Annotated in this window: 23 protein-coding genes; 10 read left to right on the plus strand and 13 right to left on the minus strand. The window is 71.5% G+C overall.

The genetic code is table 11. The features are described from left to right. Window positions 1–2: 2 nt before the first annotated feature. Both ACFWBQ_RS15455 and ACFWBQ_RS15460 read right to left on the minus strand, forming a co-directional pair. Complete coding sequence (locus tag ACFWBQ_RS15455) at window positions 3–1,238, minus strand: substrate-binding domain-containing protein (RefSeq protein ID WP_385488159.1); 1,236 nt, start codon at window positions 1,236–1,238, stop codon at window positions 3–5. A gap of 139 nt (window positions 1,239–1,377) precedes the next feature. Then, window positions 1,378–1,998: a TetR family transcriptional regulator gene (locus ACFWBQ_RS15460; protein ID WP_385488162.1), complete on the minus strand. Its 621-nt coding sequence runs from the start codon at window positions 1,996–1,998 to the stop codon at window positions 1,378–1,380. 339 nt (window positions 1,999–2,337) lie between these two features. Here ACFWBQ_RS15460 and ACFWBQ_RS15465 point away from each other — a divergent pair, with 339 nt between their 5' ends. The 3 genes from ACFWBQ_RS15465 to ACFWBQ_RS15475 are packed head-to-tail and all read left to right on the plus strand — an operon-like array spanning window position 2,338 to window position 5,505. Next, window positions 2,338–3,651, plus strand: coding sequence for a glycosyltransferase family 4 protein (locus ACFWBQ_RS15465; RefSeq protein ID WP_385488165.1), 1,314 nt, complete (start codon window positions 2,338–2,340; stop codon window positions 3,649–3,651). Between the two features lie 52 nt (window positions 3,652–3,703). Continuing rightward, window positions 3,704–4,435: a class I SAM-dependent methyltransferase gene (locus ACFWBQ_RS15470; protein WP_385488168.1), complete on the plus strand. Its 732-nt coding sequence runs from the start codon at window positions 3,704–3,706 to the stop codon at window positions 4,433–4,435. Continuing rightward, window positions 4,432–5,505, plus strand: coding sequence for a prenyltransferase (locus ACFWBQ_RS15475; protein ID WP_385488171.1), 1,074 nt, complete (start codon window positions 4,432–4,434; stop codon window positions 5,503–5,505). Before ACFWBQ_RS15470 ends, ACFWBQ_RS15475 begins: the two co-directional genes overlap by 4 nt. On the opposite strand, the gene ACFWBQ_RS15480 is transcribed toward ACFWBQ_RS15475, so the two are convergent. Then, window positions 5,502–5,795, minus strand: a complete 294-nt coding sequence (locus tag ACFWBQ_RS15480) for a hypothetical protein (protein ID WP_385488174.1) — start codon at window positions 5,793–5,795, stop codon at window positions 5,502–5,504. The two genes, ACFWBQ_RS15475 and ACFWBQ_RS15480, sit on opposite strands and share 4 nt — an antisense overlap. Before the next feature lie 140 nt (window positions 5,796–5,935). Between ACFWBQ_RS15480 and ACFWBQ_RS15485 the strand changes: the two genes are divergently transcribed. Together ACFWBQ_RS15485 and ACFWBQ_RS15490 are read left to right on the plus strand one after the other, a co-directional pair. After that, window positions 5,936–6,484: a hypothetical protein gene (locus tag ACFWBQ_RS15485; RefSeq protein WP_385488177.1), complete on the plus strand. Its 549-nt coding sequence runs from the start codon at window positions 5,936–5,938 to the stop codon at window positions 6,482–6,484. 40 nt (window positions 6,485–6,524) lie between these two features. After that, a complete protein-coding gene (locus ACFWBQ_RS15490; protein WP_385488180.1) occupies window positions 6,525–7,301 on the plus strand; it encodes a maleylpyruvate isomerase family mycothiol-dependent enzyme in 777 nt (258 codons plus the stop codon). Between the two features lie 85 nt (window positions 7,302–7,386). Here the strand turns inward: ACFWBQ_RS15490 and ACFWBQ_RS15495 are convergent, their stop codons facing one another. The 9 genes from ACFWBQ_RS15495 to ACFWBQ_RS15535 form a co-directional block, all read right to left on the minus strand. Continuing rightward, a complete protein-coding gene (locus tag ACFWBQ_RS15495; RefSeq protein ID WP_385488183.1) occupies window positions 7,387–8,217 on the minus strand; it encodes a hypothetical protein in 831 nt (276 codons plus the stop codon). Between the two features lie 187 nt (window positions 8,218–8,404). Next, complete coding sequence (locus ACFWBQ_RS15500; RefSeq protein ID WP_385488563.1) at window positions 8,405–9,343, minus strand: N-acetylmuramoyl-L-alanine amidase; 939 nt, start codon at window positions 9,341–9,343, stop codon at window positions 8,405–8,407. A gap of 70 nt (window positions 9,344–9,413) precedes the next feature. Then, the gene (locus ACFWBQ_RS15505; protein WP_385488186.1) at window positions 9,414–10,070 is read right to left on the minus strand and encodes a class I SAM-dependent methyltransferase; all 657 of its coding nucleotides are present in this window, start codon (window positions 10,068–10,070) and stop codon (window positions 9,414–9,416) included. Window positions 10,071–10,176: 106 nt separating this feature from the next. Next, on the minus strand, window positions 10,177–11,691 hold the full coding sequence (locus ACFWBQ_RS15510) for an MFS transporter (RefSeq protein ID WP_385488189.1): 1,515 nt from the start codon (window positions 11,689–11,691) through the stop codon (window positions 10,177–10,179). A 170-nt stretch (window positions 11,692–11,861) separates the two neighbouring features. Next, complete coding sequence (locus tag ACFWBQ_RS15515) at window positions 11,862–12,593, minus strand: aminoglycoside phosphotransferase family protein (protein WP_385488192.1); 732 nt, start codon at window positions 12,591–12,593, stop codon at window positions 11,862–11,864. A gap of 159 nt (window positions 12,594–12,752) precedes the next feature. Next, window positions 12,753–13,919 carry a sensor histidine kinase gene (locus ACFWBQ_RS15520; RefSeq protein WP_385488194.1) on the minus strand — a complete coding sequence of 389 codons (1,167 nt, stop codon included), beginning with the start codon at window positions 13,917–13,919 and terminating at the stop codon, window positions 12,753–12,755. 11 nt (window positions 13,920–13,930) lie between these two features. Beyond that, window positions 13,931–14,653: an ABC transporter permease gene (locus ACFWBQ_RS15525; RefSeq protein WP_385488197.1), complete on the minus strand. Its 723-nt coding sequence runs from the start codon at window positions 14,651–14,653 to the stop codon at window positions 13,931–13,933. Continuing rightward, a complete protein-coding gene (locus ACFWBQ_RS15530) occupies window positions 14,653–15,606 on the minus strand; it encodes an ABC transporter ATP-binding protein (protein ID WP_385488200.1) in 954 nt (317 codons plus the stop codon). Before ACFWBQ_RS15530 ends, ACFWBQ_RS15525 begins: the two co-directional genes overlap by 1 nt. Window positions 15,607–16,068: 462 nt before the next feature. Then, on the minus strand, window positions 16,069–17,382 hold the full coding sequence (locus tag ACFWBQ_RS15535; RefSeq protein ID WP_385488566.1) for a hypothetical protein: 1,314 nt from the start codon (window positions 17,380–17,382) through the stop codon (window positions 16,069–16,071). Window positions 17,383–18,012: 630 nt separating this feature from the next. Here ACFWBQ_RS15535 and ACFWBQ_RS15540 point away from each other — a divergent pair. The 5 genes from ACFWBQ_RS15540 (at window position 18,013) to ACFWBQ_RS15560 (ending at window position 22,789) form a co-directional block, all read left to right on the plus strand. Further along, complete coding sequence (locus ACFWBQ_RS15540; protein ID WP_385488203.1) at window positions 18,013–19,050, plus strand: ABC transporter substrate-binding protein; 1,038 nt, start codon at window positions 18,013–18,015, stop codon at window positions 19,048–19,050. Between the two features lie 122 nt (window positions 19,051–19,172). Then, a complete protein-coding gene (locus ACFWBQ_RS15545; RefSeq protein WP_385488207.1) occupies window positions 19,173–20,009 on the plus strand; it encodes a Nif3-like dinuclear metal center hexameric protein in 837 nt (278 codons plus the stop codon). Beyond that, window positions 20,006–20,749: a zinc ribbon domain-containing protein gene (locus ACFWBQ_RS15550; protein ID WP_385488568.1), complete on the plus strand. Its 744-nt coding sequence runs from the start codon at window positions 20,006–20,008 to the stop codon at window positions 20,747–20,749. The genes ACFWBQ_RS15545 and ACFWBQ_RS15550 overlap by 4 nt, the downstream gene beginning before the upstream one ends. Beyond that, window positions 20,749–21,993, plus strand: a complete 1,245-nt coding sequence (locus ACFWBQ_RS15555; protein ID WP_385488210.1) for a bifunctional RNase H/acid phosphatase — start codon at window positions 20,749–20,751, stop codon at window positions 21,991–21,993. Before ACFWBQ_RS15550 ends, ACFWBQ_RS15555 begins: the two co-directional genes overlap by 1 nt. Window positions 21,994–22,003: 10 nt before the next feature. After that, entirely contained in the window at window positions 22,004–22,789 is a 786-nt protein-coding gene (locus ACFWBQ_RS15560) for a TSUP family transporter (protein WP_385488213.1), read from the plus strand. A 7-nt stretch (window positions 22,790–22,796) separates the two neighbouring features. On the opposite strand, the gene eda is transcribed toward ACFWBQ_RS15560, so the two are convergent. Continuing rightward, window positions 22,797–23,438 carry a bifunctional 4-hydroxy-2-oxoglutarate aldolase/2-dehydro-3-deoxy-phosphogluconate aldolase gene (gene eda, locus ACFWBQ_RS15565; RefSeq protein ID WP_385488216.1) on the minus strand — a complete coding sequence of 214 codons (642 nt, stop codon included), beginning with the start codon at window positions 23,436–23,438 and terminating at the stop codon, window positions 22,797–22,799. Between the last annotated feature and the right edge of the window lie 8 nt (window positions 23,439–23,446).

The following is a 23,446-nucleotide window of genomic DNA, read 5'->3' on the forward strand; positions in this document are numbered from 1 at the left end:
GCTCAGCCCGCCGAGGGCTTCGCGGGCGGTGCGACCGCGTCCTTCGGCTGCGTGCTCAGCAGCTCGGGTTCGGCGGCGGCGCCCTTCCCGTTCAGCCTGGCCACGAACATCGGCTGAACCAGCGCATGGTCCTCGGCGCGGATCTGCTCCTTGCCCTTCACGCCGTCGAACGTCCAGCCCTCCAGGGCCTCCACCATGGCGGCGGTGTCGGTGGCGCTGCCCTCCTTGACGGCCCGCACGATCATCTGCGCCGCGGTGAAACCGTCCGGGGTGAACAGGTCGGGGGTGCCGCCCGCCTTCGTGACGCCGTCGAGCATGGCCTTCTCCACGGCGTTCCCGCCGCCCGCGCCGGGGAAGTAGTGCGCGAGGAAGGAGACCTTGGCCCCCGCGGCTCCGAAGACCGGGTACGAGGCGGTGCCCGCGAGTCCGGTGACGACCTTGCTCGCGGTCAGCACCCCCTGCTGGTCGAGGGCCGTCCACAGGGCGGGGGCGGTCGCTCCGGCCCAGGCGACGAAGACCAGATCGGGGCCCCCCGCCTTGACCTGCCGGGCGAACGGGGTCAGATCGGTGGCACTGGGCGGAGCCAGGACGGAGCCCACTGTCGCGCCCTTCGCGCCGAGCACCGCCTTGACCGCGGCGACGTTCGCCTGGCCGAAGGTGGAGTCCTGCGCCAGGACGGTGACCTTCTTGCCCGCGGCGTCGCCGAGCATCGTGCCCGCGGTGAGGATGTCCTGGTAGGACTGCCGGCCCGAGCGGAAGGTGTAGTCGTTGATCCCGGTCACGGCGTCCGTGGCGGCCGGGCCGCTCACGTACAGCACCTTGTTCTGTGCGGCCAGCGGGGCCATCTGGAGGGCGACGCCGGAGTCGGTGGTGCCGGCCAGCACCTTGTAGCCCTTGCCGATCAGGTTCTTCGCGGCCGATACGGCTTTGCCCGGGTCGCCCGCGTCGTCCTGCTCGGTGACCTCGATGCGGTGGCCTTCGACCTTGCCGGTGCCCTGCGTGGCGTAGTCGAGGCCCGCCATGAACCCGTCGCGGTACTGCTTCCCGTACGCGGCGAGCAGTCCGGTACGGGAGTAGACCAGGCCCACCTTGACGGCCTCGTCCTTGTCCTCACCCGAGGCGGAGCCGCTGCCCGCCTTCCCCGCGGCCGTGCACCCCGCCAGGAGCAGGCCGGCGGCCGCCAGCGTGGCCGCGGTCAGGATTCTGTGCTGGACGGTGCCTACGGCTCTGCGACGCATGGGGACCGGCTCCTCGGCATGGTTCGGGTGATGTCGGCCGAACCGTACGAACACCGTGGCGCCGTCGATATGGTGCAGGGCACCTCACCTGACGGGGGCACCGTGTGGGTGCCGTACATGGAGCCCCAGGCCGTGTCGTTCAGGGCGCGGCGGTGCCGGCTTGTGCACCCGGCAGGTCGATCAGCCTGCACACCGTCTCGATGTCCCCCTTCACCTGCGCGATCGACGCCCGCCCCGACAGCCAGGTGATCAGTGCCGAGTGCCAGGTGTGTTCGATGACGCGGACCACGGACAGCTGCTCCTGCGTGGGGTTCTCCAGTCCCATCGCATCCACGACGATCGCCGTCGTCAGGCGCGAGACGGCATCCACCTCGGGGCTCACACTGCGGTCGGCGAACGTCAGGGCCCGCACCATCGCATCCGCCAGATTCGGCTCGCGCTGGAGCGCCCGGAAGGCCCTCATCAGGGTCTCGGCGACCCGCTGGGCGGCGTCGTCCCCGGCGGGCGGCCGCTTACGGAGCGTGAGGTGCAGATGCTGGAGCTGGTTGTGCATGACGGCGACCAGGAGATGGATCTTGGAGGGGAAGTAGCGGTAGAGCGTGCCCAGGGCGACCCCGGCGGCGTCCGCCACCTCGCGCATCTGCACGGCCTCGAAACCGCCCCGGCCGGCGAGCTGGGCGCCTGCGTGCAGAATGCGGCGGCGGCGTGCCTCCTGGCGTTCCGTCAGGGGAGGTGCTGCCGGCCTGGGTTCCGCTGTCATCTGTCCCCATCCAAGGCTTCCGTCCGCACCGGGGGTCCGTACCGCCGGTTCGCGCCGCCGGTCCGCGCGGTGGACCGGCACCGCTGCCCGTACCGCTGACCTGCAATGCTGATCGGTCCGGGGAGAAGAGAACCGGTTCCCTGTCCGGCGGTCACCGGTTTCCGGGGGCGCACAGCATGCCAGGGCACCCGCCGTGGCGCGAATCACCTGATCGGGCCGTCACACCGACGCTACCTGCCGGTAGATTCGGTGCTTGTTGAACGAACAAGTCTGAAACTTGTTCTAGATTAGCGCGACCGGTTACGCTCCGGCGAAAACGCAGTGAGAAGGGGGCCGAGTGTGACCGCTGAGGCCATAGAGACAGGCCCCTTCACGGGCAGCGGTGCGTCGGACACCCACGGTGACCGTCCGTTGCGTATCGCCCTCCTGACCTATAAGGGCAACCCCTTCTGCGGCGGCCAGGGCGTGTATGTGCGCCACCTCGGCCGCGAACTGGCCAGGCTCGGCCACAGCGTCGAAGTGATCGGCGCACAGCCCTACCCCGTGCTCGACGAGGGCGTCCCGCTCACCGAGCTGCCCAGCCTCGACCTGTACCGGCAGCCCGACCCGTTCCGCACCCCGGGACGCGGCGAGTACCGCGACTGGATCGACCTCGCCGAGGTCGCCACCATGTGGACCGGCGGCTTCCCCGAGCCCCTCACCTTCAGCCTGCGTGCCCGACGCCATCTCCTGGCCCGCCGCGGCGACTTCGACGTCGTGCACGACAACCAGACGCTCGGCTACGGCCTGCTCGGGGACCTCGGCGCCCCCCTCGTCACGACGATCCACCACCCCATCACCGTCGACCGGCAACTGGACCTGGACGCCGCGGAATCAGGCCTCCGCCGGCTCTCCGTACGCCGCTGGTACTCCTTCACGCGCATGCAGAAGCGCGTCGCCCGCCGGCTGCCGTCCGTTCTCACCGTCTCCGGCTCCTCCCAGCAGGAGATCGTCGAGCACCTCGGGGTACGCCGGGACCGCGTCCGGGTCGTGCACATCGGCGCCGACACCGACCTGTGGTCGCCCGACCCCTCGGTCGCCGAGGTGCCCGGCCGGATCGTCACCACCTCCAGCGCCGACGTCCCGCTCAAGGGCCTCGTCCACCTCGTCGAGGCGCTCGCCAAGCTCCGTACCGAGAACCCGCAGGCGCACCTCGTGGTCGTCGGCAAGCGGGCCGAGGACGGGCCCGTGGCCCAGGCCATCGAGCGGTACGGACTTCAGGACGCCGTCCAGTTCGTCAAGGGCATCAGCGACGCCGAACTGGTCGACCTGGTCCGCAGCGCCCAGGTCTCCTGCGTCCCGTCCCTGTACGAGGGCTTCTCGCTCCCCGCCGCCGAGGCCATGGCCACCGGCACCCCGCTCGTGGCCACGACCGGCGGCGCCATCCCCGAGGTCGCGGGCCCCGACGGGGAGACCTGCCTCGCCGTGCCTCCCGGTGACGCGGGTGCCCTGGCAGCGGCGCTCGGCCGGCTGCTCGGCGACGCGGCGCTGCGCGCCCGCCTGGGTGCGGCCGGCCGTGCACGGGTGCTTGCCAACTTCACCTGGGCCAGGGCGGCCCTCGGCACCGCCGAGCTGTACCGTCAGGCGATCGCCTCCCGGGGAGCCCGCAGGTGACCTTCCCCGTGGCCCCCGGATCCCGTACCTCCGACCTCGAAGGCAGGCCCCCGTGCTGACCGTCGATTTCACCCGCTTCCCGCTCGCCGCAGGCGACCGGGTGCTCGATCTGGGCTGCGGCGCCGGCCGTCACGCCTTCGAGTGCTACCGGCGCGGCGCCCAGGTGGTGGCTCTCGACCAGAACGCCGAGGAGATCCGCGAGGTCGCGAAGTGGTTCGCCGCGATGAAGGAGGCCGGTGAGGCCCCCGCGGGTGCCACCGCCACCGCGATGGAGGGCGACGCGCTCAACCTGCCGTTCCCCGACGACTCCTTCGACGTCGTGATCATCTCCGAGGTGATGGAGCACATCCCCGACGACAAGGGCGTGCTCGCCGAGATGGTCCGCGTACTGAAGCCCGGCGGCCGGATCGCGATCACCGTGCCCCGCTACGGCCCCGAGAAGGTCTGCTGGACGCTCTCCGACGCGTACCACGAGGTCGAGGGCGGGCACATCCGGATCTACAAGGCCGACGAGCTGCTCGGCAAGATCCGCGAGGCCGGGCTCAAGCCCTACGGCACCCATCACGCGCACGCGCTGCACAGCCCCTACTGGTGGCTCAAGTGCGCCTTCGGGGTCGACAACGACAAGGCGCTGCCGGTGCGCGCCTACCACAAGCTGCTGGTCTGGGACATCATGAAGAAACCGATGGTCACCCGGGTCGCCGAGCAGCTGCTCAACCCCGTCGTCGGCAAGAGTTTCGTGGCGTACGCGACCAAGCCGCACCTGCCGAAGGCCGAGGCGTGAGCACACCCGAGCGGACCGAACACCTCGTCCTGCCCGGGGTCCTCACCGCCGAGCAGGCCGCCGAGACCGTGGCCGCGCTGCGCGCCGTGCAGCGCGAGGACGGGGCCCTGCCCTGGTTCCGCGGCCACCACCTCGACCCGTGGGACCACACCGAGGCCGCCATGGCCCTCGACGCGTCCGGCGAGCACGAGGCCGCGGCACGCGCCTACGCGTGGCTGGCCCGTCACCAGAACGAGGACGGCTCCTGGTACGCCGCCTACCACGACGGCGACCCCGAGCAGCCCACCGACCTCGGCCGCGAGACCAACTTCTGCGCCTACGTGGCCGTCGGCGTCTGGCACCACTACCTCGCCACCGGCGACGACGCGTTCGCCGACAGGATGTGGCCGACGGTCTACGCCGCCATCGAGTTCGTGCTGCAACTGCAGCAGCCCGGCGGCCAGATCGGCTGGAAGCGCGAGCCCGACGGCACCCCCGTCACCGACGCCCTGCTGACCGGCTCCTCCTCCATCCACCAGGCGCTGCGCTGTGCGTTGGCCCTCGCCGAACAGCGCGAGGAGCCGCAGCCCGACTGGGAGCTGGCGGCCGGAGCGCTCGGCCACGCGATCCGCAGCCACCCCGAGCGTTTCCTGGACAAGAGCCGCTACTCGATGGACTGGTACTACCCGGTCCTCGGCGGCGCGCTCACCGGGCTCGCCGCGACCACGCGGATCAAGGAGGGCTGGGACCGTTTCGTCGTGCCCGGCCTCGGTGTGCGCTGTGTGCTGCCCAACCCCTGGGTGACAGGCGGCGAGAGCTGTGAACTGGCGCTGGCGCTCTGGGTGACGGGAGAGTCCGACCGGGCGCTGGAGATCCTGCAGTCCGTCCAGCATCTGCGCGCCGAGGGCGGCATGTACTGGACGGGATACGTCTTCGAGGGCGAGCGGGCCTTCTGGCCCGAGGAGCTCACCACGTGGACCGCGGGTTCGCTCCTGCTGGCGGTGGCCGCGCTCGGTGGGGACGAGGCGACCACCGCGGTCTTCAGCGGCGAACGGCTGCCGATGGGCCTGGAACCCGACTGCTGCCTCTAGTAGCGGCGGATCCGGCCCGCCACGGCGTGCCCGATGAAGAGGTAGACGACTGCGGCCAGACCGTACCCCGTGACGACCCGCGCCCACGCTTCGTCGAAGGTGAACAGGTCGTACGACCAGCCGGCCAGCCAGCGGGCCGAGTCCTGGACGAACTCCACCAGGTCGTTGGCCCGGTTGGCGTCGAGCAGGTACATCAGGATCCACAGAATGATGATGAATGCCATGATGTCCGCGACGACAGCGATGACGCGTGCGGCGGTACTGCTTCCTGTGCCTGTTCTGGGAGACATGCTCTCCGGGTTGCCGCTTTACGGTAAGTGAAACCCGTACGGCGTGCGCCGAGTGGCGGGCGGCTCCCGCACGGGCGAGCCTGGCGGCGAGTGCCGAGCCGCGTCACTCACCGTGAGACGCCCGGTCAGGGAGGCCCGCCGTGCCCCGTTCCGTACCGCTCCGCCGGCTGCTCGTGGCATTGCTGCTGTCCTGCGCCGTGCTCGTGGGCGGCACCGCCTGCGGCGACGGCGACACCGGCGCGAGCAGCTCGGCGACGGCGAGCCCCACGACCTCGGCCGAGGCCCAGAAGTTCGCCAAGGCCCGGTTCGTGGCCAACGCGGGGCTGGCGGCCGGAGCCGCGTACCAGTGGATCGTGAAGCCCTACCGCGCGGGCAAGTTCAAGAAGGGCGCCGACGGGCGGACCGTCGCGGTGGTCAAGGCGGGCCTCGCGGGCGCGTTCGCGTACAACCGGCTCAAGGCGGCGGCGGACAACGCCAAGGGCGACCCGCTCCTGGCGAAGGCCGTGGCACCGCTGACCGCCGGAATCGAATCGCTCAAGGGGATGGCCACCAAGTTCGCCAAGGGCGAGGCGGGTGCGGGGGACGTCGGGGCGTTCGAGAGCGTCATCAACAGCATCAAGGACGCGGGAAAGAGCGCGGGCGCCGAGGTGGCGGACAAGGTCCCGTCCACCTCCCAACTGGGCGAATAATCCAGGTGAGAGGCCGTGTTCGCCGCACTAGGGTGCGAGGATGACCTACCTTGCGCACGACCGCTACTGCGACGAAATCCTGTTCCAGACAGACGGGTTGAGAGCGGCGGTCAAGGGCGCGGACCTGACCGCGAGAGTCCCGACGTGCCCCGCCTGGAGTCTGCGCGATCTCGTCGTCCACGTCGGGGGCGCCCACCGCTGGGCCGGCGAGCTCGTCCGCAACCGGGCCACCGAAGAGATCCCCGACGAGCAGGTACCGGGCGCCGAAGGGCCCGGCGACGACCCCGGCGCGCTGGACACCTGGCTGGCCGAAGGCGCCGCCGCGACCGTGGCCGCCCTGCGCGAGGCCGGTCCGGACACGGCGGTCTGGACCTGGGCGTGGGAACAGCGGACGGCCTTCTGGGCCCGCCGCATGGCGCACGAGACCACTGTCCACCGTGCGGACGCCGCCCTTACGACGAGGACCGTGTACGAGGTGGCACCCGACCTGGCTTCCGACACGATCGACGAGTGGCTGCAGATCGTCGCCTTCGCCCAGGCGGAGGGAGACCCCGAGGCGGCCGAACTGCGCGGCGCGGGCCGCTCCTTGCACCTGCACGCCACAGATGTGCCGGGCGCGGAATGGCTGATCGAGTTCAGCGAGAAGGGTTTCACCTGGCGTCGGGCCCACGAGAAGGCGACGGTCGCTCTGCGCGGCCCGCTGACCGAGCTGATGCTGGCGTTCAACCGCCGGCAGAAGCCGGACGAGGGAGGGCTGGAAGTGCTGGGGGACAGGGGCCTGCTGGACTTCTGGCTGGAACGGTCGTCGTTCGGCTGAGTCCCTGTACGACAGCGGGCCCCGGAGTTCCCTGTACGACAGCGGCCCCCGCCCATCCGGGCGGGGGCCGCTGAAGCGTGGCAACTCAGCCGCGCTGAATGCCTGTTGTGTCCTGCAGGACACCACGACGGCCGTCCTGCGTCTGGGCGATGAGGCCCGAACCACGCTGCTCGACCGCCAGGTACCAGGTACCGGGCGCGAGTTCGGCGATCGGGTTCGGGGCGCCGTCCTCACCGTACAGCGGACGGGCCACCGGCACCGCGAACCAGAACGGTGTGAAGTCACCGGCCGGCACTCCACCGCCCTGCGGTGCCTGCGCCGCCTGCTGCTGCGGGTCCGGCTGGCCGGGCTGGCCCGGCTGTGCACCGTACGGCTGGGGCTGGCCGGGCTGCGCGCCGTACGGCTGCGGCTGGCCACCGGGGTAGCCGTAGCCCTGGCCGGGCTGCGGCTGGGCGCCGTACGGCGCCTGCACGGCCTGCGCGGGGCGCGGGGCGCCCATGAGCGGGGCCTTGAGGGCGGGAACCAGCGGTGTGGCCACCGCGCCGCCGGCCAGCGCGATGGTCGCCAGCAGTCCGAGGATCAGGCCGGCGCCCGCGTCGTTGGCGTCGATGATCGTCCAGAACATGGTCCACAGCGCGAACACCGTGAAGGCGGCGCCGAACTGACCCAGGTCGAGCCCCACGACCTTGCGGCCCGGCATGGAGCGGCCCACGATCAGCAGCGCCGCACCGATGATGCCGGCCAGGTAGATGCTCATCAGGAGCGAGAGCGAGTCCCAGGCGTTCGCGCTGTAGCCGGAGCAGTCGACGCCGGTGGGGCAGTCGAAGCCGGTGAGGTCGAGGAAAGAGGCGATGAACAGCACGACCGCTGCTCCGATCACCACGCCGTCGCCTCGAGTGAGGGAGCGGATATTCACGTGAAGGTCCTTAGTCGGTCGTCTCGTCGGGGCGGTCGTCGATGCCGCCTGTACGGCGGGTACGGCACGAAGCTCGGGGGCGGCTCCCATCGTATGGATGAATCTATCGTCTGCCCGGGCGGGTTGTGTGCCTGCCCGGACCTCGGACGGGCTATCCCCCCAATGTCTCGCCACTATCACCGCAGATCTAACTCTTCAGGTAGCTGCTGATGCCCTCGGCGATGCCCAGGGCCGCCTTCTGACGCCAGTCCGCGCTCGTGAGCAGGGCGGCGTCCCTCGGGTCACGCATATTGCCGCATTCGATGAAGACTTTGGGCACGGTCGACAGATTCAGGCCGCCGAGATCCTTGCGGGTGTCCAACCCCGTATTGCCACCGATGTAATTGGAGGGTGCGCTTCCGGTAATGCGGACGAACTTTCCCGCGATCCGTTCGCCGAGATCGCGCGAGGGGGCCACGATCCTTGCCGTATCCGCGCCACCGCCGCGTACCGCTGCGGGGAGGATCACATGGAAGCCCCGGTTGCCGGCCGCGGAGCCGTCCGCGTGGACCGAGACGACGGCGTCGGCGTGGGCCTCGTTGCCGATCCGTGCGCGCTCGTCGACGCACGGGCCGAACGGGCGGTCGTCGTCCTGGGTGAGGACGACCTTCGCGCCCCGGGCCTCCAGCAGCGTGCGCAGCCGGCGCGAGACATCGAGGGTGAACCGGGCTTCCGCGTAACCGGAGTTGGTGGCGGTGCCCGTGGTGTCGCACTCCTTGCGCCCGGTACCGATGTCCACCTGGCTGTTGATCTCGCGCGTGTGGTCGCGGTTGCGCGGGTTGTGCCCCGGGTCGATCACCACGGTCCTGCCCGTGAGCGGGCCCTTCGGCAGGGGCTTCACTGAGGCGGACTCGGACGCGGGGGAGGGGCTCCTCGACTCCGGCGCCGAGGGGGACGTGGCCGCCGACGGTGTGGCCGCGCCGCTGCCGGGCAGGGGCTGCGACTGCCCGGGACCGGGACCACCGTCGCCCCCGCACCCCGCGGCGGTCAGGCAGACGGACGCCAGCACCACGGCGGCGAGCGCGGGCCTCCGGCGTGCGGCCGCGCGCGCAGTGGAGGCAACGCGCGGGGGCCAGGCAACGCGCAGGTCGGAGGCAACGCGCGGGGTGGGAGGAACGCAGTCGTCGTAACGCACGTCGCGATGCTATCCGTGACCTTCAGATCCCCGGTCCCGTACGTCGCAGTACGCGCAGGGAGTCCGTCACCGAGATCTCCGTGAACGCACCGCAGGACAGCGCCCGTTGGTGGACGCGGTACGGGGCCTGGCCGCCGTCCGCCGGGTCGGGGAACACGTCGTGGATCACGAGCAGCCCGCCGTCGGCGACATGAGGGGCCCAACCCTCGTAGTCGCCGTTCGCGTGCTCGTCGGTGTGTCCGCCGTCGATGAAGACGAGGCCGAGCTTGCCACCCCAGACGGCCGCGACCTGCGGCGACCGCCCGACGAGCGCCACCACGTGCTCCTCCAGACCCGCCTTGTGCAGGGTCCTGCGGAACGACGGGAGCGTGTCCATCAGACCGACCTCCGGGTCCACGACCGACGGGTCGTGGTACTCCCAGCCGGGCTGCTGCTCCTCGCTGCCCCGGTGGTGGTCGACGGTGAGTGCCGTCACACCGGCCGCGCGGGCGGCGTCGGCGAGCAGGATCGTGGAGCGCCCGCAGTAGGTGCCCACCTCGAGCAGCGGGAGCCCGAGCGCGGCCGCCCCGGCCGCCGCGGCGTACAGCGCGAGCCCCTCGCGCAGCGGCATGAACCCCTTGGCGGCCTCGAAGGCGGCGAGGACCTCCGGCTCGGGTGCGACGGCGGACTCGGCGGTCACGGGCTTCCTCCAGGTGGTACGGCATCGATCGGCGCCCCATCGTGCCGCACGCCCCCGCCGGTGCTGTCGGCGGGGGCGTGCGTGAGGCTGTTCGGGTCCTGGCAGGTCAGGGGCGCACGGGCGCCGCGGCCGGGACGCCGTCGACGGCCGCCGGGGCGAGCGCGTCGCCCGCGCTGCTCGCCAGCAGCACCGGACGGGCCGGCCGCTGCGACGGCAGGAACGCGGCCAGCAGCAGACCGATCAGCACGGCACCCGTCGCGATCATGAACGAGGTCCGGAAGCCCTCCATGGTGGGTACCTCCACCGACCCCATGCGTACCGAGGTGTTCGCGAGCACCATGCCGATGACCGCACTCGACAGCGAGGTACCGATCGACCGCATCAGCGTGTTCAGGCCATTGGCCGCGCCCGTCTCGGACGCGTCGACGGCCCCGATGATCAGTGCGGGCAACGAGGAGTACGCGAGTCCGATCCCGGCTCCGAGCACCACCGCGATCACCACGGTCTGCCAGGCGGCGCTCATGAGGCCCAGCCCCGCCCCGTAGCCGATCGCGATGATCAGCATGCCGAGCATCAGGGAGGCCTTGGGGCCGCGGCGGGCCGAGAGCCGGGCGTACAGCGGGGCCACGAACATCATCGTCAGGCCCAGCGGCGCCACGCAGAGTCCCGCCACCACCATCGACTGCCCGAGCCCGTAGCCGGTCGACACGGGCAGCTGCAACAGCTGAGGCAGGACCAGCGAGACCGCGTAGAAGGCGACCCCGACCATGATCGAGGCGAGGTTGGTGAGCAGCACCTCGCGGCGGGCACTGGTGCGCAGATCGACCAGCGGTGCCGGGCTGCGCAGCTCGAAGATCCCCCACAGCACCAGGATCACCAGGGAAGCGGCGATCAGACCGAGTGTGACGGGGGAGGTCCAGCCCCAGTCGCCGCCCTTGGTGACGGGCAGCAGCAGGCAGACAAGGCCGAGTGAGAGGCCCAGCGCACCGACGAGGTCGAAGCGCCCGGCGGCGCGCAACGAGGGCTCGGGTACGACGAGGACGGTGAGGCCCATGGCCACCACCCCGAGCACGGCCGAGCCGAGGAAGAGCGAGTGCCAGTCGGCGTGCTGGGCTATCAACGCCGCGGCGGGCAGGGCGAGTCCGCCGCCCACCCCGATCGAGGAGCTCATCAGGGCCATGGCCGAGCCGAGCTTCTCGCGGGGCAGCACATCGCGCATGATGCCGATGCCGAGCGGAATGGCGCCCATGGCGAAGCCCTGGAGCGCACGGCCGACGATCATGACCACGAGATCGTCGGTGGTCGCGCAGATCAGGGAGCCGATCACCATCACGGCGAGACTGGCGAGCAGCATCCGCCGCTTGCCGTAGAGATCACCGAGCCGTCCCATGATCGGCGTCGAGACGGCTCCGGCGAGCAGGGTGGCCGTCATCACCCAGGTCGCGTTGGCCGGGTCGGTGTCGAGCAGGGCCGGCAGGTCCTTGATGACGGGGACGAGCAGGGTCTGCATCACCGCGACGGTGATCCCCGCGAACGCCAGCACGGGTACGACGCCGCCCGACCGGCCCCTGCGCGGGTCGGGGAGCTCCCGGGCCTGCTGTTCGGTTGTCGTCCGTTGCATACGTGGGGCCTCCGGGCAGGGGGGAGAAGTTCAGGAGAAGGGCGGGGAGGAGCGGGTGGAGCATGCGGCAGTGCGCCGGCGGGCAGCACCGACCGCCACGTGTGTGCACTCTGAACGCTTTCGCGTCTCCGCTGTATTCCGGTGAACGGAGAAAGCTGGAGACCTACTCTTCACCGCAGCGCGGACAGGAGCGCAGGCCGGTTGGCGACCGTGAAGGCATGCTCGCGTTCCGACCACGTGATGCGGGAAAGGATCTGATCTGCTGAAGCGAGCTGGGGCCCCGGACCGGCAGAGCGCTCGCGCCACCAGCGGGCATTGCGTGTCTGGCGGTCGAGCATGGCGTCGATGAGGCCGCTGCGCCCATGGGCGTCGAGCCCGTAGGCGTCGGTGAGGATCCGTACCTGCGTAGCCTGCTCACCGGCGGGCGGGGCGTCGCGTCTGGACGAGATGCACCAGGTCCAGGCCATGTAGCCGAGGTCTTCGAGCGGGTCGCCGGGGGCCGCAGTGTCGAAATCGATGAAGGCCGAGGGCCGGTTGTCCACGAACACCGTGTTGTTCGGCCCGGGATCGTGGTGGCACACGACGGCAGACGCCGCCGCGAGTGTGCTGCCGCGGGTCGCTTCGTGCAGCGAGCCGAGCAGAGCACCGGCCGCGGCCACCTGGGCATCCGTCCAGCGCTGGAACGTGGCCGGAACCCACCCGGGCAGGTAGCCGAACGAGTCACGCCCGGCATCGTCGCGGCCCAGGTACCGCGGGGCACCCGTGAATCCGTACTGCTCGAGCAGGCCGAGCAGATCAGCGACGAATGCCGACGAGGCGGTGACGGGCCGCCGAACGGTGTCGCCGATCCGGACCACTCCCGGGGTGATACGCCCGCCCGACAGCTTCACTTCCGGCTCCACACCTCCATCCTGCCAGGACGCCGGTCGGCCGACGCATCACCTTGACTTGCCCGCCCCGTCGTCGCGGATGCTCTCGGCTACCTGGAACAGTCGGCGACCGGGGCTACCTGCTCTCGGCGATGAGCACGCTGCCGGGCCGGCCGTCCTGCGGCATCCCGTTCACGGGCTCGGCGTAGGGCACGGATCCCCGTCAGGAGCCGATGGCGCGTCCACGGGCAGCTCCGCGGCCACGGCGAAGCCGCCGTGCGCTCCGGGGCCCGACTCCAGGGAGCCGCCCGCGGCGGCGAGCCGTTCGGTCAGGCCCTTCAGGCCGGTGCCGCCCACCGGCGGCGTGCCCAGTGCCTCGCCCGGACCGCGGCCGTCGTCCGTGACGGTCAGCCGGACCCGTTCGGGCGTGGAGTCGACCACGAACACGCAGCGGGTCGCGCCGCTGTGCCGTACGACATTGGTGACGGCCTCCCGCGCCACCCAGCCCAGGAGCGCATCGGTCTGCGGGGTGAGCGGTGGTCCCGAGCGGCGGACCACCGGCTCGATACCGGCGGCGGTCAGCGCGGACCTCGCCCGGTCCAGCTCGGTGGCGAGGCTTCCCTCCCGGTAGCCCGTCACCGCCTCACGGATCTCGGTGAGCGCCTGGCGTCCGACGGACTCGATGTCGGTGACCTGTGCGAGCGCGGCGTCGATGTCGAGGGGTGCGAGCCTGCGCGCGGCCTCCGACTTGATGACGATGACCGACAGGGTGTGCCCCAGCAGATCGTGCAGATCGCGCGAGAAGCGCAGCCGTTCCTTCTCCACCGCGCTGCGGGCCAGTTCCTGCCGGGTCGCCCGCAGTTCCATCACCGTCTCCGACAGGGTGAGGATCGCGGCCGTCACGGCACCCGAGAGGAACGTTCCGTAGCCGATGGTCCACGGCTCCGAGACGTGGTCGCCGCGCCATACTGCGACGGCTACCGCACATGCGGCGAGGAGGACCAGGGCCGGCCCGAGCTGCCTGCCCCGCAGGATCGTGCCGCAGGCCAGTGAGAGCAGCGGGAAGAACAGCAGCCAGCTGCCGCCGTACCCGATCGCCAGACCGAAGGTGATCACGGCCATCGCGGCCAGCAGCGCGTACGAGGTGGGACTGTTCCGCCTGCGTCTGTCGAACCCGCGGAACACCACAGAGATGTAGAGGGAGTTGAAGGCGAGGAGCCCGAGGCCGCCGACCCAGGGGTTCGATGTCTCGCCCTGCCACAGGTTGGAGAACGCGCCGAGCCCCATCAACAGCCAGGGCAGCAGGGCGTAGGGACCGGGCGGCCCGGGACGCCGGGGCCTCTTTCCTGCACGCGCCATCGTCGCTCCCCTCACACGGTCCTGGCGGACCGACGGTAGGAGATCATCGCGTATCCGCCGAACAGCAGCAGCCACGCGGCGAGTACGGTGACCGATCCGGCGTCCGGAGCGTGTCCGGCCACTGCCGCCCAGCCGAGGTCCGCGAACCCGTGGGCAGGAGTGAACTCACCGACGGAGCGCACCCACCCGGGGAACTCCGCGAGCGGGAACCACAGTCCGCCGACGATCGCGAAACCCATCAGACAGGCCACATTGACCACGCCCGTGCCCTGTGGGGTGAGCCGGTAGCCGTTGCCGATACCGAGCAGCGTGAACGGCAGCGAGCCGATCCACAGCAGCAGCACCAGCGCGACCCACTGCCAGGCCGCCAGCCGTACCCCGTTGACCAGCGCACCCGCCAGCAGCACGGTCAGGATGGTCGGCAGCACCGTCACCGAGCCGCTGATCGCGCGGCCCGCCACGGCACGGCCCGGATCCAGCGGTGTGATCCGCAACTGCTGCAGCCAGCCGAGGGACTTGTCGGACGCGATGCCCGTACCGATCGCCATGGCCGACCCGAGCGCCCCGTACGCGGCCATGCCGACCATCGACGCGGCCTTCCAGTCGTCGTAGTCGCCGGCCCCACCCAGGTTGGTGAAGAGGAGGTACATCATCACCGGCATGCCGGTGCCGAAGATGAGGAACACGCTGTCGCGCAGGGTCCGCCGGATCTCGAGCACGATGTACGGGAACATCAGACGGTCTCCTTGTGGTGGTCGGCGACGCGATCCGTCGGCGCGGTCAGGGCGAGGAACGCGTCCTCCAATGTGGCCCTGGTGACCTGGAGGCCACGTACGGCCCCGATCCTGGCCAGTTCGACGACGGTCGCGTCCGAGTCCTCCGTACGCAGCAGCGCCCGGTCCCCGCGCACCTCGACGCCCACGACGCCCGGCAGCGACTCCAGCCCTCCGGCGGTCCGGCCGGCCAGGTCGAAGGAGACCAGGCTGCCGCCCGCGGAACGCCTGATCAGGTCGCCGCTGCCGTCCGCGACGATCCGGCCGTGGTCGATGACCACGATCCGGTCGGCGTTCTCGTCGGCCTCCTCCAGATAGTGCGTGGAGAACAGGACGGTGTTGCCGCGCCCCGCGAAGGACCGCATCGAGTCCCAGAACGTCCGGCGAGCCTCCACGTCCAGGGCGGCGGTCGGCTCGTCCAGCACGATCAGTTCCGGATTGCCGGCCAGCGCGACGGCGAAGCGGACGCGCTGGGTCTGGCCGCCGGAGAGCTTGTCGATGCGCCGGTCCGCGTACTCCGTGACTCCTGCGAGGGCGAGCGCCTCGGCCACGGGCATGGGATGCGGATAGGTGGACGCGACAAAGGTGATCAGCTCGCGCACCGTCACCCGGGGGATCGGGCGCCCGTCCTGGAGCATCGCGCCGACCAGCCCGGCCCGCACCGCCCGGTCGGGGCTGCGGCCGAGGAGCTGCACCGTGCCGGAGTCGGGGTCGTTGAGCCCGAGCAGGAGGCTGATGGCCGTGGACTTGCCCGCGCCGTTACGGCCCAGCAGGGCGACGGTCTCGCCCCGCCCGACGGTCAGATCGATGCCGTCGACGGCCCGGACGGTGCGCTCCGCTCTGCCGAACGTCTTGACCACCGCGGTGAAAATCACCGCGGGTCCGCTGGTCGTGGTCCCCGTTGTCTGCGTCATGAACACGAGGCTACGGAGCGTGGCCCCCGGTCGGCAGGGGCGCATGTACGGACTCCGCGATGACAAATGTCATGGGACGGTGCGGTGTTGGTCCGGGTGACGGCAGGGGCAATGCAGAAGGCCGTCACAGCCTGACGGCTGTGACGGCCCCTGCCCCCGTGCGGCGCGGATCAGGCCGCCGCTCCGCCACCCCCTTCGGAGGGACGGCGATGGCGACCGTGCGGCTGCACGCTCGTGTTCTCCGCCGACGCACCCCCTCGGTGCTTTCCGGAGCCGCCGGCTTCGGCCCGTTCCGCGTCCGCCCCCGGCGGACGCGTCTGGGTCGTGTCGGTTCGGGCTTCAGACATCTGGGAAGTCACCCCGTTGCAATCGCGTACGTGTGTGTCGCAAGCCCCGCCACCGCCACCCGACGTGGTCACCGTCGGCATCCACGCGGAACGGCTGCGTAGCCCTGGTCAGAGTTTATCCAGGTACCCGAGGCCCGGTGAGAGGCGCCCGGCCGAGTGGAACGGGCTTGCACACAGCAGGAGGCACAGCCGCCACGGATGGTTGCGTTCCGTTCGCGCCCACTCCGTGAACGTCGTCGGCCGGGGCTTCCAGCAGGGCCACGGCGCACGGCTCACCGGTCTGTTCGTAGGGCAGGTGGAGAACCCCCTCCCGACTCCAGAAACCGGCCCCGGTCAGCCATCCTTCCGGCGCCGCGAGATGGTGCAGCCGTCGTCCCGCCGGACGCCAGACGCCCACCCAGCTGCCCGCGGCCCCGTCGATCCGCAGCGCCACCGCGCAGCTCTCCGGCATCAGCACCTGGCCCGGCTGTACGGCGAACGGCGTGACGGCCACATCCGCCGGACGCAGGCACTCCGGGAAACGCACCGGCAGGCAGCTGCCGAGCACACCCCAGCCGAGGCGGTCGTGGCCGGGCGCGTCCGAACGGAGCAGCAGCAGACCGCTGTCGGCATCGGCGAGCAGCAGCCGGTCGTTGCTCTCCGGTGCGATCTGCAGCAGCGGCGTCACCTCGCCGCCCCGCCCCAGATCCACGGCTACCGCCTTCACCGGACCGCCGCCGGGCAACTGCCGGTCCAGCGCGAGCAGTCGCCCGTCACGGTCCAGCCAGGCCCCGCCCGAGCAGCGGCCCGGCACGTTCGCGACATGCTCGGGGCCGAAGGCGCCGCCCGCCACCAGCCAGACGCCGGTGCTGCGTTCGCCGGGGAGCAGGGCGTAGGCGCTCACACCGTCCGGCGACGGCGGAAGCAGCGTCAGGTCCGCGCATTCGATGGCGCCCAGCGGAAGTTCGCCCGTGCCGGGACCCGTCGGATAGAGCAGCGAGAACGTGTGCCGGTCCGCCACCCGCCGCCGGATCAGCACCCGCCCGTCGGAGAGCGGCAGCACATCGGAGTCCGCCTCCTCCGGCTGGCCGAGGGGCAGGGGCACGGCGTAGGGCTCGGGGCCGTCGAGCGTCCAGCGCTCCGGGAACCAGGCAGGATCGGAGGTCCCCGTGGCGGTGGTGAGCCTCGCCGCGTACGCATGGTCCGCGGCGATGGTGAGGACGGGCGGCAGGCAGCGTGCGGACGCTTCCGCACGGGGCCGGGCGGACGGGGGGCCGGCCGGCGCGGCGCGGTGGCCGGATGCGGCCGGTGCGGCGCCTCGGGGCGGAGCCGGGGGAGTGGCCCCGTCCTTGCCGTACGGCACGGGCGAGTTGGTGCCGACGGCACTGTCCGTCCCACCGGGCGTCAGGGACATGCCGGTCCCGAGGGTCAGGTACGTACCGGAAGCCATGCCTGACCCGGCCGGCGCGTACGTCCCTTGAGTCATGCCGGTCCCGCGCGGCCCGTACGTCCCGAGGGAAATACCGATGCCGAGTGGGGCACCCGCACCGGCGGTCATGCTTGTCACGCCTGTCCTGGGGGGTGCGCCGGCCCCGGTGGTCACGCCGGCCCCGGTGGGCCGGCCGGCCGTGCCCGGCATCGTGGTGGTGCCCGGATCAGCGGGGCCACCGGCCCTGCCGGAACCACCGGACGCGGCGGCTTCGTGCGACCCGGTGGCGCAGGCGGATCCGGTCGAGTCGGTTCCGCCGGGCTCGGCGGTTCTGCGGGGTTTCTCGGGCTCGGCGGGCTCTTCCGGATCCCCGGGCTCTTCCGGTGCGGGTCCGACCGTCGCGGCAGCCCCCGTAGCCCCCACGGACTTGTTCTCGATGACACAGGCAGTCATGGTTCGGTCACCTCCGGCAACCGAAGCTAGTTTTCGTACTTCCTGCCGAACAACACGAGCCATCGCACTTCACACGTAAGGGTGGCGATGTTCGGATTCGCCTGAGGGGAGGGGGGTGACTGTGCCCCCCGGTGACACGCGTGACTAAGGTAAGGCATTCCTAAGAGTCCCCTGTGTGAGTTTCAACTGGAGCATGTGATGTCCCTTCGACGCCGCGGTACCACCGCAGTCGGCCTGGCAGTGGCTGCCGCCCTCTCCCTCTCGGCATGCGGCGGCGAGGACGCGTCGGGAGGTCCGGCCACCGACGCGGGCGGCGACAAGAAGGCCGCCGTCGCCACGGGCGGCAAGGACTTCGGCGACGCGGCGGAGAAGACGGCGGAGTACGGCACGGACGCGAAGGCCGGCCAGTTCCCCCGTACCCTCACCCACGCCATGGGCAGCACCGAGATCAAGGCCGCGCCCAAGCGTGTCGTCGTCCTGGACGTCGGCGAGTTCGACAACGTCGTCTCGCTCGGAGTGAAGCCCGTCGGCTACGCCCCCTCCGAGGGCGACGCGGCCATTCCGTCGTACCTGAAGAAGGACGCCGGCAACCCGAAGAGCGTCGGCACCATCAACAGCCTCAATCTCGAGGCGATCGCGGGCCTGAAGCCGGACCTGATCCTCGGCAGCCAGCTGCGCGCGGCCGACAAGTACGACGAACTCTCCAAGATCGCGCCGACGGTGTTCTCCATCCGCCCGGGATTCACCTGGAAGGAGAACTACCTCCTGAACGCCGCCGCGCTCGACAGGACGGCGAAGGCGAAGTCCGAGCTCGCCGCCTACGAGGCGAGTGCGAAGAAGCTCGGCGAGGACATCGGTGCCGACAAGCCGACCATCTCGATGGTCCGCTACCTGCCGGACAAGATCCGTCTCTACGCCAAGGCCTCCTTCATCGGCACGATCCTCGAGGACACCGGCCTGCCGCGGCCCAAGAACCAGCAGATCAACGACCTCGCGGCGGAGATCAGCCCGGAGAACATCGACCAGGCCGACGCCGACTGGATCTTCACCGGCGTCTACGGCGACGCGAAGGCCACCAAGCGCGACACCGCGCAGGCCAACCCGCTGTGGAAGAACCTCGAGGCGGTCAAGGCCGGCCGCGCCAAGGACGTCTCGGACGAGACCTGGTACCTGGGCCTCGGCGTCACCTCCGCGAACCTGGTTCTCGACGACCTCCGTGCCGACCTCGTGAAGTGACGACCTGGTGCACGACAGCGAGTGGATCAGGCCGTAACGATTCATGACCGGCTGCCGGTCCGTCCGCACGGGTGCCCGCAGCCATGGCGGACGGGGCACGGAGGCCAGGTAGCCTTTCCTCCGTGCCCCATCTGTCTGAAGTCATCGCCGAGCTGGACGCCCTCTGGCCCCCCGCGCGGGCCGAAGGATGGGATGCGGTCGGCACGGTCTGCGGCGATCCCGGGGCGGAGATCGACCGGGTCCTGTTCGCCGTCGACCCCGTACAGCAGATCGCCGACGAGGCCCGCAGCCTCGGCGCCCAGCTGATCGTCACGCACCACCCGCTCTATCTGCGCGGTACGACGACGGTCGCCGCCTCCACCTTCAAGGGCCGGGTCGTCCACGGCCTCATCAAGCACGACATCGCGCTGCACGTCGCGCACACCAATGCCGACAGCGCCGACCCCGGAGTCTCCGACGCCCTCGCGGGCGCCCTCGACCTGCGCGTCACCGGCCCTCTCGTCCCGGACCCCACCGACCCCGAGGGCCGTCGCGGCCTCGGCCGGATCTGCGAGCTCGACCACCCCGAGACCCTCCGTGACCTCGCCGCACGCGCCGCCGCCCGCCTCCCCGCCACCGCGCAGGGCATCCGGCTGGCGGGCGACCCGGACGCCGTCGTGCGCCGGGTCGCGGTGAGCGGCGGCTCCGGCGACAGCCTCTTCGACGCCGTACGCGCCGCCGGTGTCGATGCCTTCCTCACCGCGGACCTGCGCCACCACCCGGCCTCCGAGGCCGTCCAGCACTCGACGCTCGGCCTGGTCGATGCCGCACACTGGGCCACCGAGTGGCCCTGGTGCGAGCAGGCAGCCGCGCAGCTCGACGCGATTTCCGACCGCCACGGATGGGACCTGCGGGTCCATGTCTCGAAGCAGGTCACCGACCCCTGGACCACCCACCACTCTTCTGGAGCCCCCAACTGAACGCCGCGCCCGCCGACCAGATCCGACTCCTCGAAGTCCAGGCCCTCGACGTACGTCTGTCGCAGCTCGCCCACAAGGGCACGTCCCTGCCCGAGCACGCCGAGATCGACTCGCTCAACAGCGACCTCGCCCAGCTGCGTGACCTGCTGGTCGCTTCGCAGACCGAGGAGAGCGACACCACCCGCGAGCAGACCAAGGCGGAGCAGGACGTCGACCAGGTGCGCCAGCGTGCCGCCCGCGACCAGCAGCGGCTCGACTCCGGTGCGGTCTCCTCGCCGAAGGACCTGGAGAGCCTCCAGCGCGAGATCACCTCGCTGGCCAAGCGTCAGGGTGACCTGGAGGACGTCGTCCTCGAGATCATGGAGCGCCGTGAGTCCGCCCAGGAGCGCGTCACCGAACTGACCGAGCGGGTCAGCGCCGTCCAGGCCAAGCTCGACGACGCGACCGCCCGCCGGGACACCGCGACCAAGGAGCTCGACGCCGAGGCTGCCACCGTCACCAAGGACCGCGAGGTCGTCGCGGGCGCGATCCCCGCCGACCTGCTGAAGCTGTACGACAAGCTGCGCGCCCAGCAGGGCGGTGTCGGCGCCGCCCGGCTCTACCAGCGCCGCTGCGAGGGCTGCCGTCTCGAACTGAACATCACCGAGGTCAACGACGTGAAGTCGGCGTCCCCGGACACCGTGCTGCGCTGCGAGAACTGCCACCGCATCCTGATCCGCACCTCGGAGTCGGGCCTGTAATGCCCACTGGCCACCAGCTGGTCGTCGAAGCCGACGGAGGCTCCCGGGGCAACCCGGGGCCCGCCGGTTACGGCGCGGCCGTCATCGACCCGGTCACCGGCGAGACGCTCGCCGAGGTTGCCGAGTACATCGGCGTCGCGACGAACAACGTCGCCGAGTACAAGGGCCTGATCGCCGGTCTGAAGGCGGCGAAGGCCCTGTTCCCTGACGCGGCCGTGCAGGTGCGTGTCCGGATGGACTCCAAGCTGGTGGTCGAACAGATGTCGGGCCGCTGGAAGATCAAGCACCCCGACATGAAGCCGCTCGCGGCGGAGGCCGCACGCATCCTGCCCGCTGCCTCCGTCACGTACGAGTGGATCCCGCGCGCCGAGAACAAGCACGCCGACCGGCTCGCCAACGAGGCGATGGACGCGGGCAAGCGGGGCATGCAGTGGGAGCCGTCGTCCTCGACGGCCGCCCTGGACGCCCCGCGGCGAACGCTTCTTGCCCCGGATCAGGCCCCGGTCGGCCCGCCCGGGGACGCGGTCGCGGGTGCGGCGAAGGTCCGCGCCGCGATGGCCGCCGCCCGCCCGGCGGCGGTGGCCACCCCGCAGGTGGGCTGGGGGAGCGCACCCGACCTGGGTGAGCCCGCCACCTTCATCCTGCTCCGTCACGGAGAGACGGCCCTCACCCCCGGGAAGCGGTTCTCCGGCAGTGGCGGCAGCGACCCCGAGCTCTCGGACACCGGCCGCCACCAGGCCGCCTGTGCCGCGGAGGCGTTCGAGGCCCGCGGCACGGTCCAGGAGATCGTCAGCTCGCCGCTGCGCCGGTGCCGCGAGACGGCCGCCGCCGTGGCCGGCCGGCTCGGCCTGCGGGTCCGCATCGAGGACGGTCTGCGCGAGACGGACTTCGGCGCGTGGGAGGGCCTCACCTTCGCCGAGGTACGGGAGCGGTACGGCCCCGACCTGACCACCTGGCTCGCTTCCCCCGACGCGGCCCCGACCGGCGGCGGCGAGAGCTTCGCCGAGGTGGCCGACCGGGTCTCCGCAGCACGCGACCGCCTGATCGCCCGCTACGCGGGCCGCACGGCGCTCGTGGTCACCCACGTCACCCCGATCAAGACCCTGGTCAGACTGGCGCTGGGAGCCCCACCGGACTCCATGTTCCGCATGGAGCTTCTCCCCGCCTCCGTCTCGACGGTCGCCTACTACGGGGACGGCAACGCGTCGTTGAGGCTGCTGAACGACACCTCGCACCTGCGGTAGCGGGCGTGCGGTGACCTGGTCCACGGGACTGCTCGGCTTTGTGGCGGGACTGCTGATCTCGGTCGCGACCGCGCCCGTCGGAGTGTCCGGCGCGGTGTTCCTGCTGCCGGTCCAGGTCAGCGTGCTCGGTGTGCCGAGCCCCGCCGTGACCCCCACCAACCTGCTGTACAACGTGGTGTCCTGCCCCGGGGCCCTTCTGCGCTACCGCAACAGCGGCCGGCTGCGCGGACCGCTGACCCGGCTGCTCGTCGTGGGCGCCGTTCCGGGCGTCGTGATCGGCGCGGTGATCCGGGTCTTCGCCGTGCCGGGCCCGGTCGTCTTCCGCCTGTTCATCGCCGTCCTGCTGCTTCCCCTGGGAGCCTGGCTGTGCGCCCGGACCCTGCGCCCCTCGCGCCGCAGCGCCGCCGCCGCGCAGCCCTCGCCCCGTGCCACCACCGGTCTCGCCCTGGCGGTCGGTATCGCGGGAGGAATCTACGGGATCGGCGGCGGTTCCCTGCTCGGGCCGATCCTCGTCGGGCGCGGGGTCCCGGTCGCGAAGGTCGCGCCCGCCGCCCTCGCCTGTACGTTCGTGACCTCCCTCGCGGGCGCGGGGACCTACGCACTGCTGTCCCTGACCGCCACGGGCGACATCGCGCCCGACTGGCCGCTCGGTCTGGCCTGCGGTCTCGGCGGACTCTGCGGCGGCTACCTCGGAGCCCGCCTCCAGCCCCGTCTCCCCGAAACGGCGCTGCGGCTCCTGCTGGGCTCCCTGGCCCTGGGGATCGGCGCACTGTACGCCGTCCAGGCCCTGCGCTGACCGTGACTCAGCCTTGCAGTACGGACGCCTCACGCGCCAGCCGCTCCACCCGCGCCCAGTCCTTCGCCGCCACGGCGTCGCCGGGCACCATCCAGCTGCCGCCGACGCAGCCGACGTTGGGCAGGGCCAGGTACGCCGGTGCCGAGGCGAGCGAGATCCCGCCCGTCGGGCAGAACCTGGCCTGCGGCAGGGGTGCGGACAGGGCCTTGAGGTAGGCGGTACCACCGGCGGCCTCGGCCGGGAAGAACTTCATCTCCGTGACCCCGCGCTCCAGCAGCGCGACCACCTCGGACGTCGTCGAGACGCCCGGAAGGAACGGCACCCCCGACGCCTTCATCGCATCCAGCAGCGTGTCCGTCCAGCCCGGGCTGACCAGGAACCGGGCCCCGGCGGCGACCGTCTCGGCCACATGGGTCACGGATATCACCGTGCCCGCACCCACCACGGCGTCCGGGACCTCCGAGGCGATGGCCCGGATCGCGTCGAGCGCGGCGGGCGTCCGCAGCGTCACCTCGATCGCCGGGAGCCCGCCCGCGACGAGTGCGCGGGCCAGCGGCACCGCGTCGGCCGCGTCCTGCAGGACGACGACGGGGACGACAGGGGCGAGGTCCAGCACGGAAGGGGACGCGGAGGGCGCGGAGGAGGTCATGACCTCAT

Source organism: Streptomyces sp. NPDC060035, from assembly GCF_042736635.1.
Classification (GTDB): domain Bacteria; phylum Actinomycetota; class Actinomycetes; order Streptomycetales; family Streptomycetaceae; genus Streptomyces.

Coding starts and splice junctions, on each gene's coding strand:
- ACFWBQ_RS15455 (WP_385488159.1), bottom strand. CDS start 1,238: ATGCGTCGCAGAGCCGTAGGCACCGTCCAGCACAGAATCCTGACCGCG.
- ACFWBQ_RS15460 (WP_385488162.1), bottom strand. CDS start 1,998: ATGACAGCGGAACCCAGGCCGGCAGCACCTCCCCTGACGGAACGCCAG.
- ACFWBQ_RS15480 (WP_385488174.1), bottom strand. CDS start 5,795: ATGTCTCCCAGAACAGGCACAGGAAGCAGTACCGCCGCACGCGTCATC.
- ACFWBQ_RS15490 (WP_385488180.1), top strand. CDS start 6,525: ATGACCTACCTTGCGCACGACCGCTACTGCGACGAAATCCTGTTCCAG.
- ACFWBQ_RS15510 (WP_385488189.1), bottom strand. CDS start 11,691: ATGCAACGGACGACAACCGAACAGCAGGCCCGGGAGCTCCCCGACCCG.
- ACFWBQ_RS15520 (WP_385488194.1), bottom strand. CDS start 13,919: ATGGCGCGTGCAGGAAAGAGGCCCCGGCGTCCCGGGCCGCCCGGTCCC.
- ACFWBQ_RS15525 (WP_385488197.1), bottom strand. CDS start 14,653: ATGTTCCCGTACATCGTGCTCGAGATCCGGCGGACCCTGCGCGACAGC.
- ACFWBQ_RS15530 (WP_385488200.1), bottom strand. CDS start 15,606: ATGACGCAGACAACGGGGACCACGACCAGCGGACCCGCGGTGATTTTC.
- ACFWBQ_RS15535 (WP_385488566.1), bottom strand. CDS start 17,382: ATGGCTTCCGGTACGTACCTGACCCTCGGGACCGGCATGTCCCTGACG.
- ACFWBQ_RS15540 (WP_385488203.1), top strand. CDS start 18,013: ATGTCCCTTCGACGCCGCGGTACCACCGCAGTCGGCCTGGCAGTGGCT.
- ACFWBQ_RS15555 (WP_385488210.1), top strand. CDS start 20,749: ATGCCCACTGGCCACCAGCTGGTCGTCGAAGCCGACGGAGGCTCCCGG.
- eda (WP_385488216.1), bottom strand. CDS start 23,438: ATGACCTCCTCCGCGCCCTCCGCGTCCCCTTCCGTGCTGGACCTCGCC.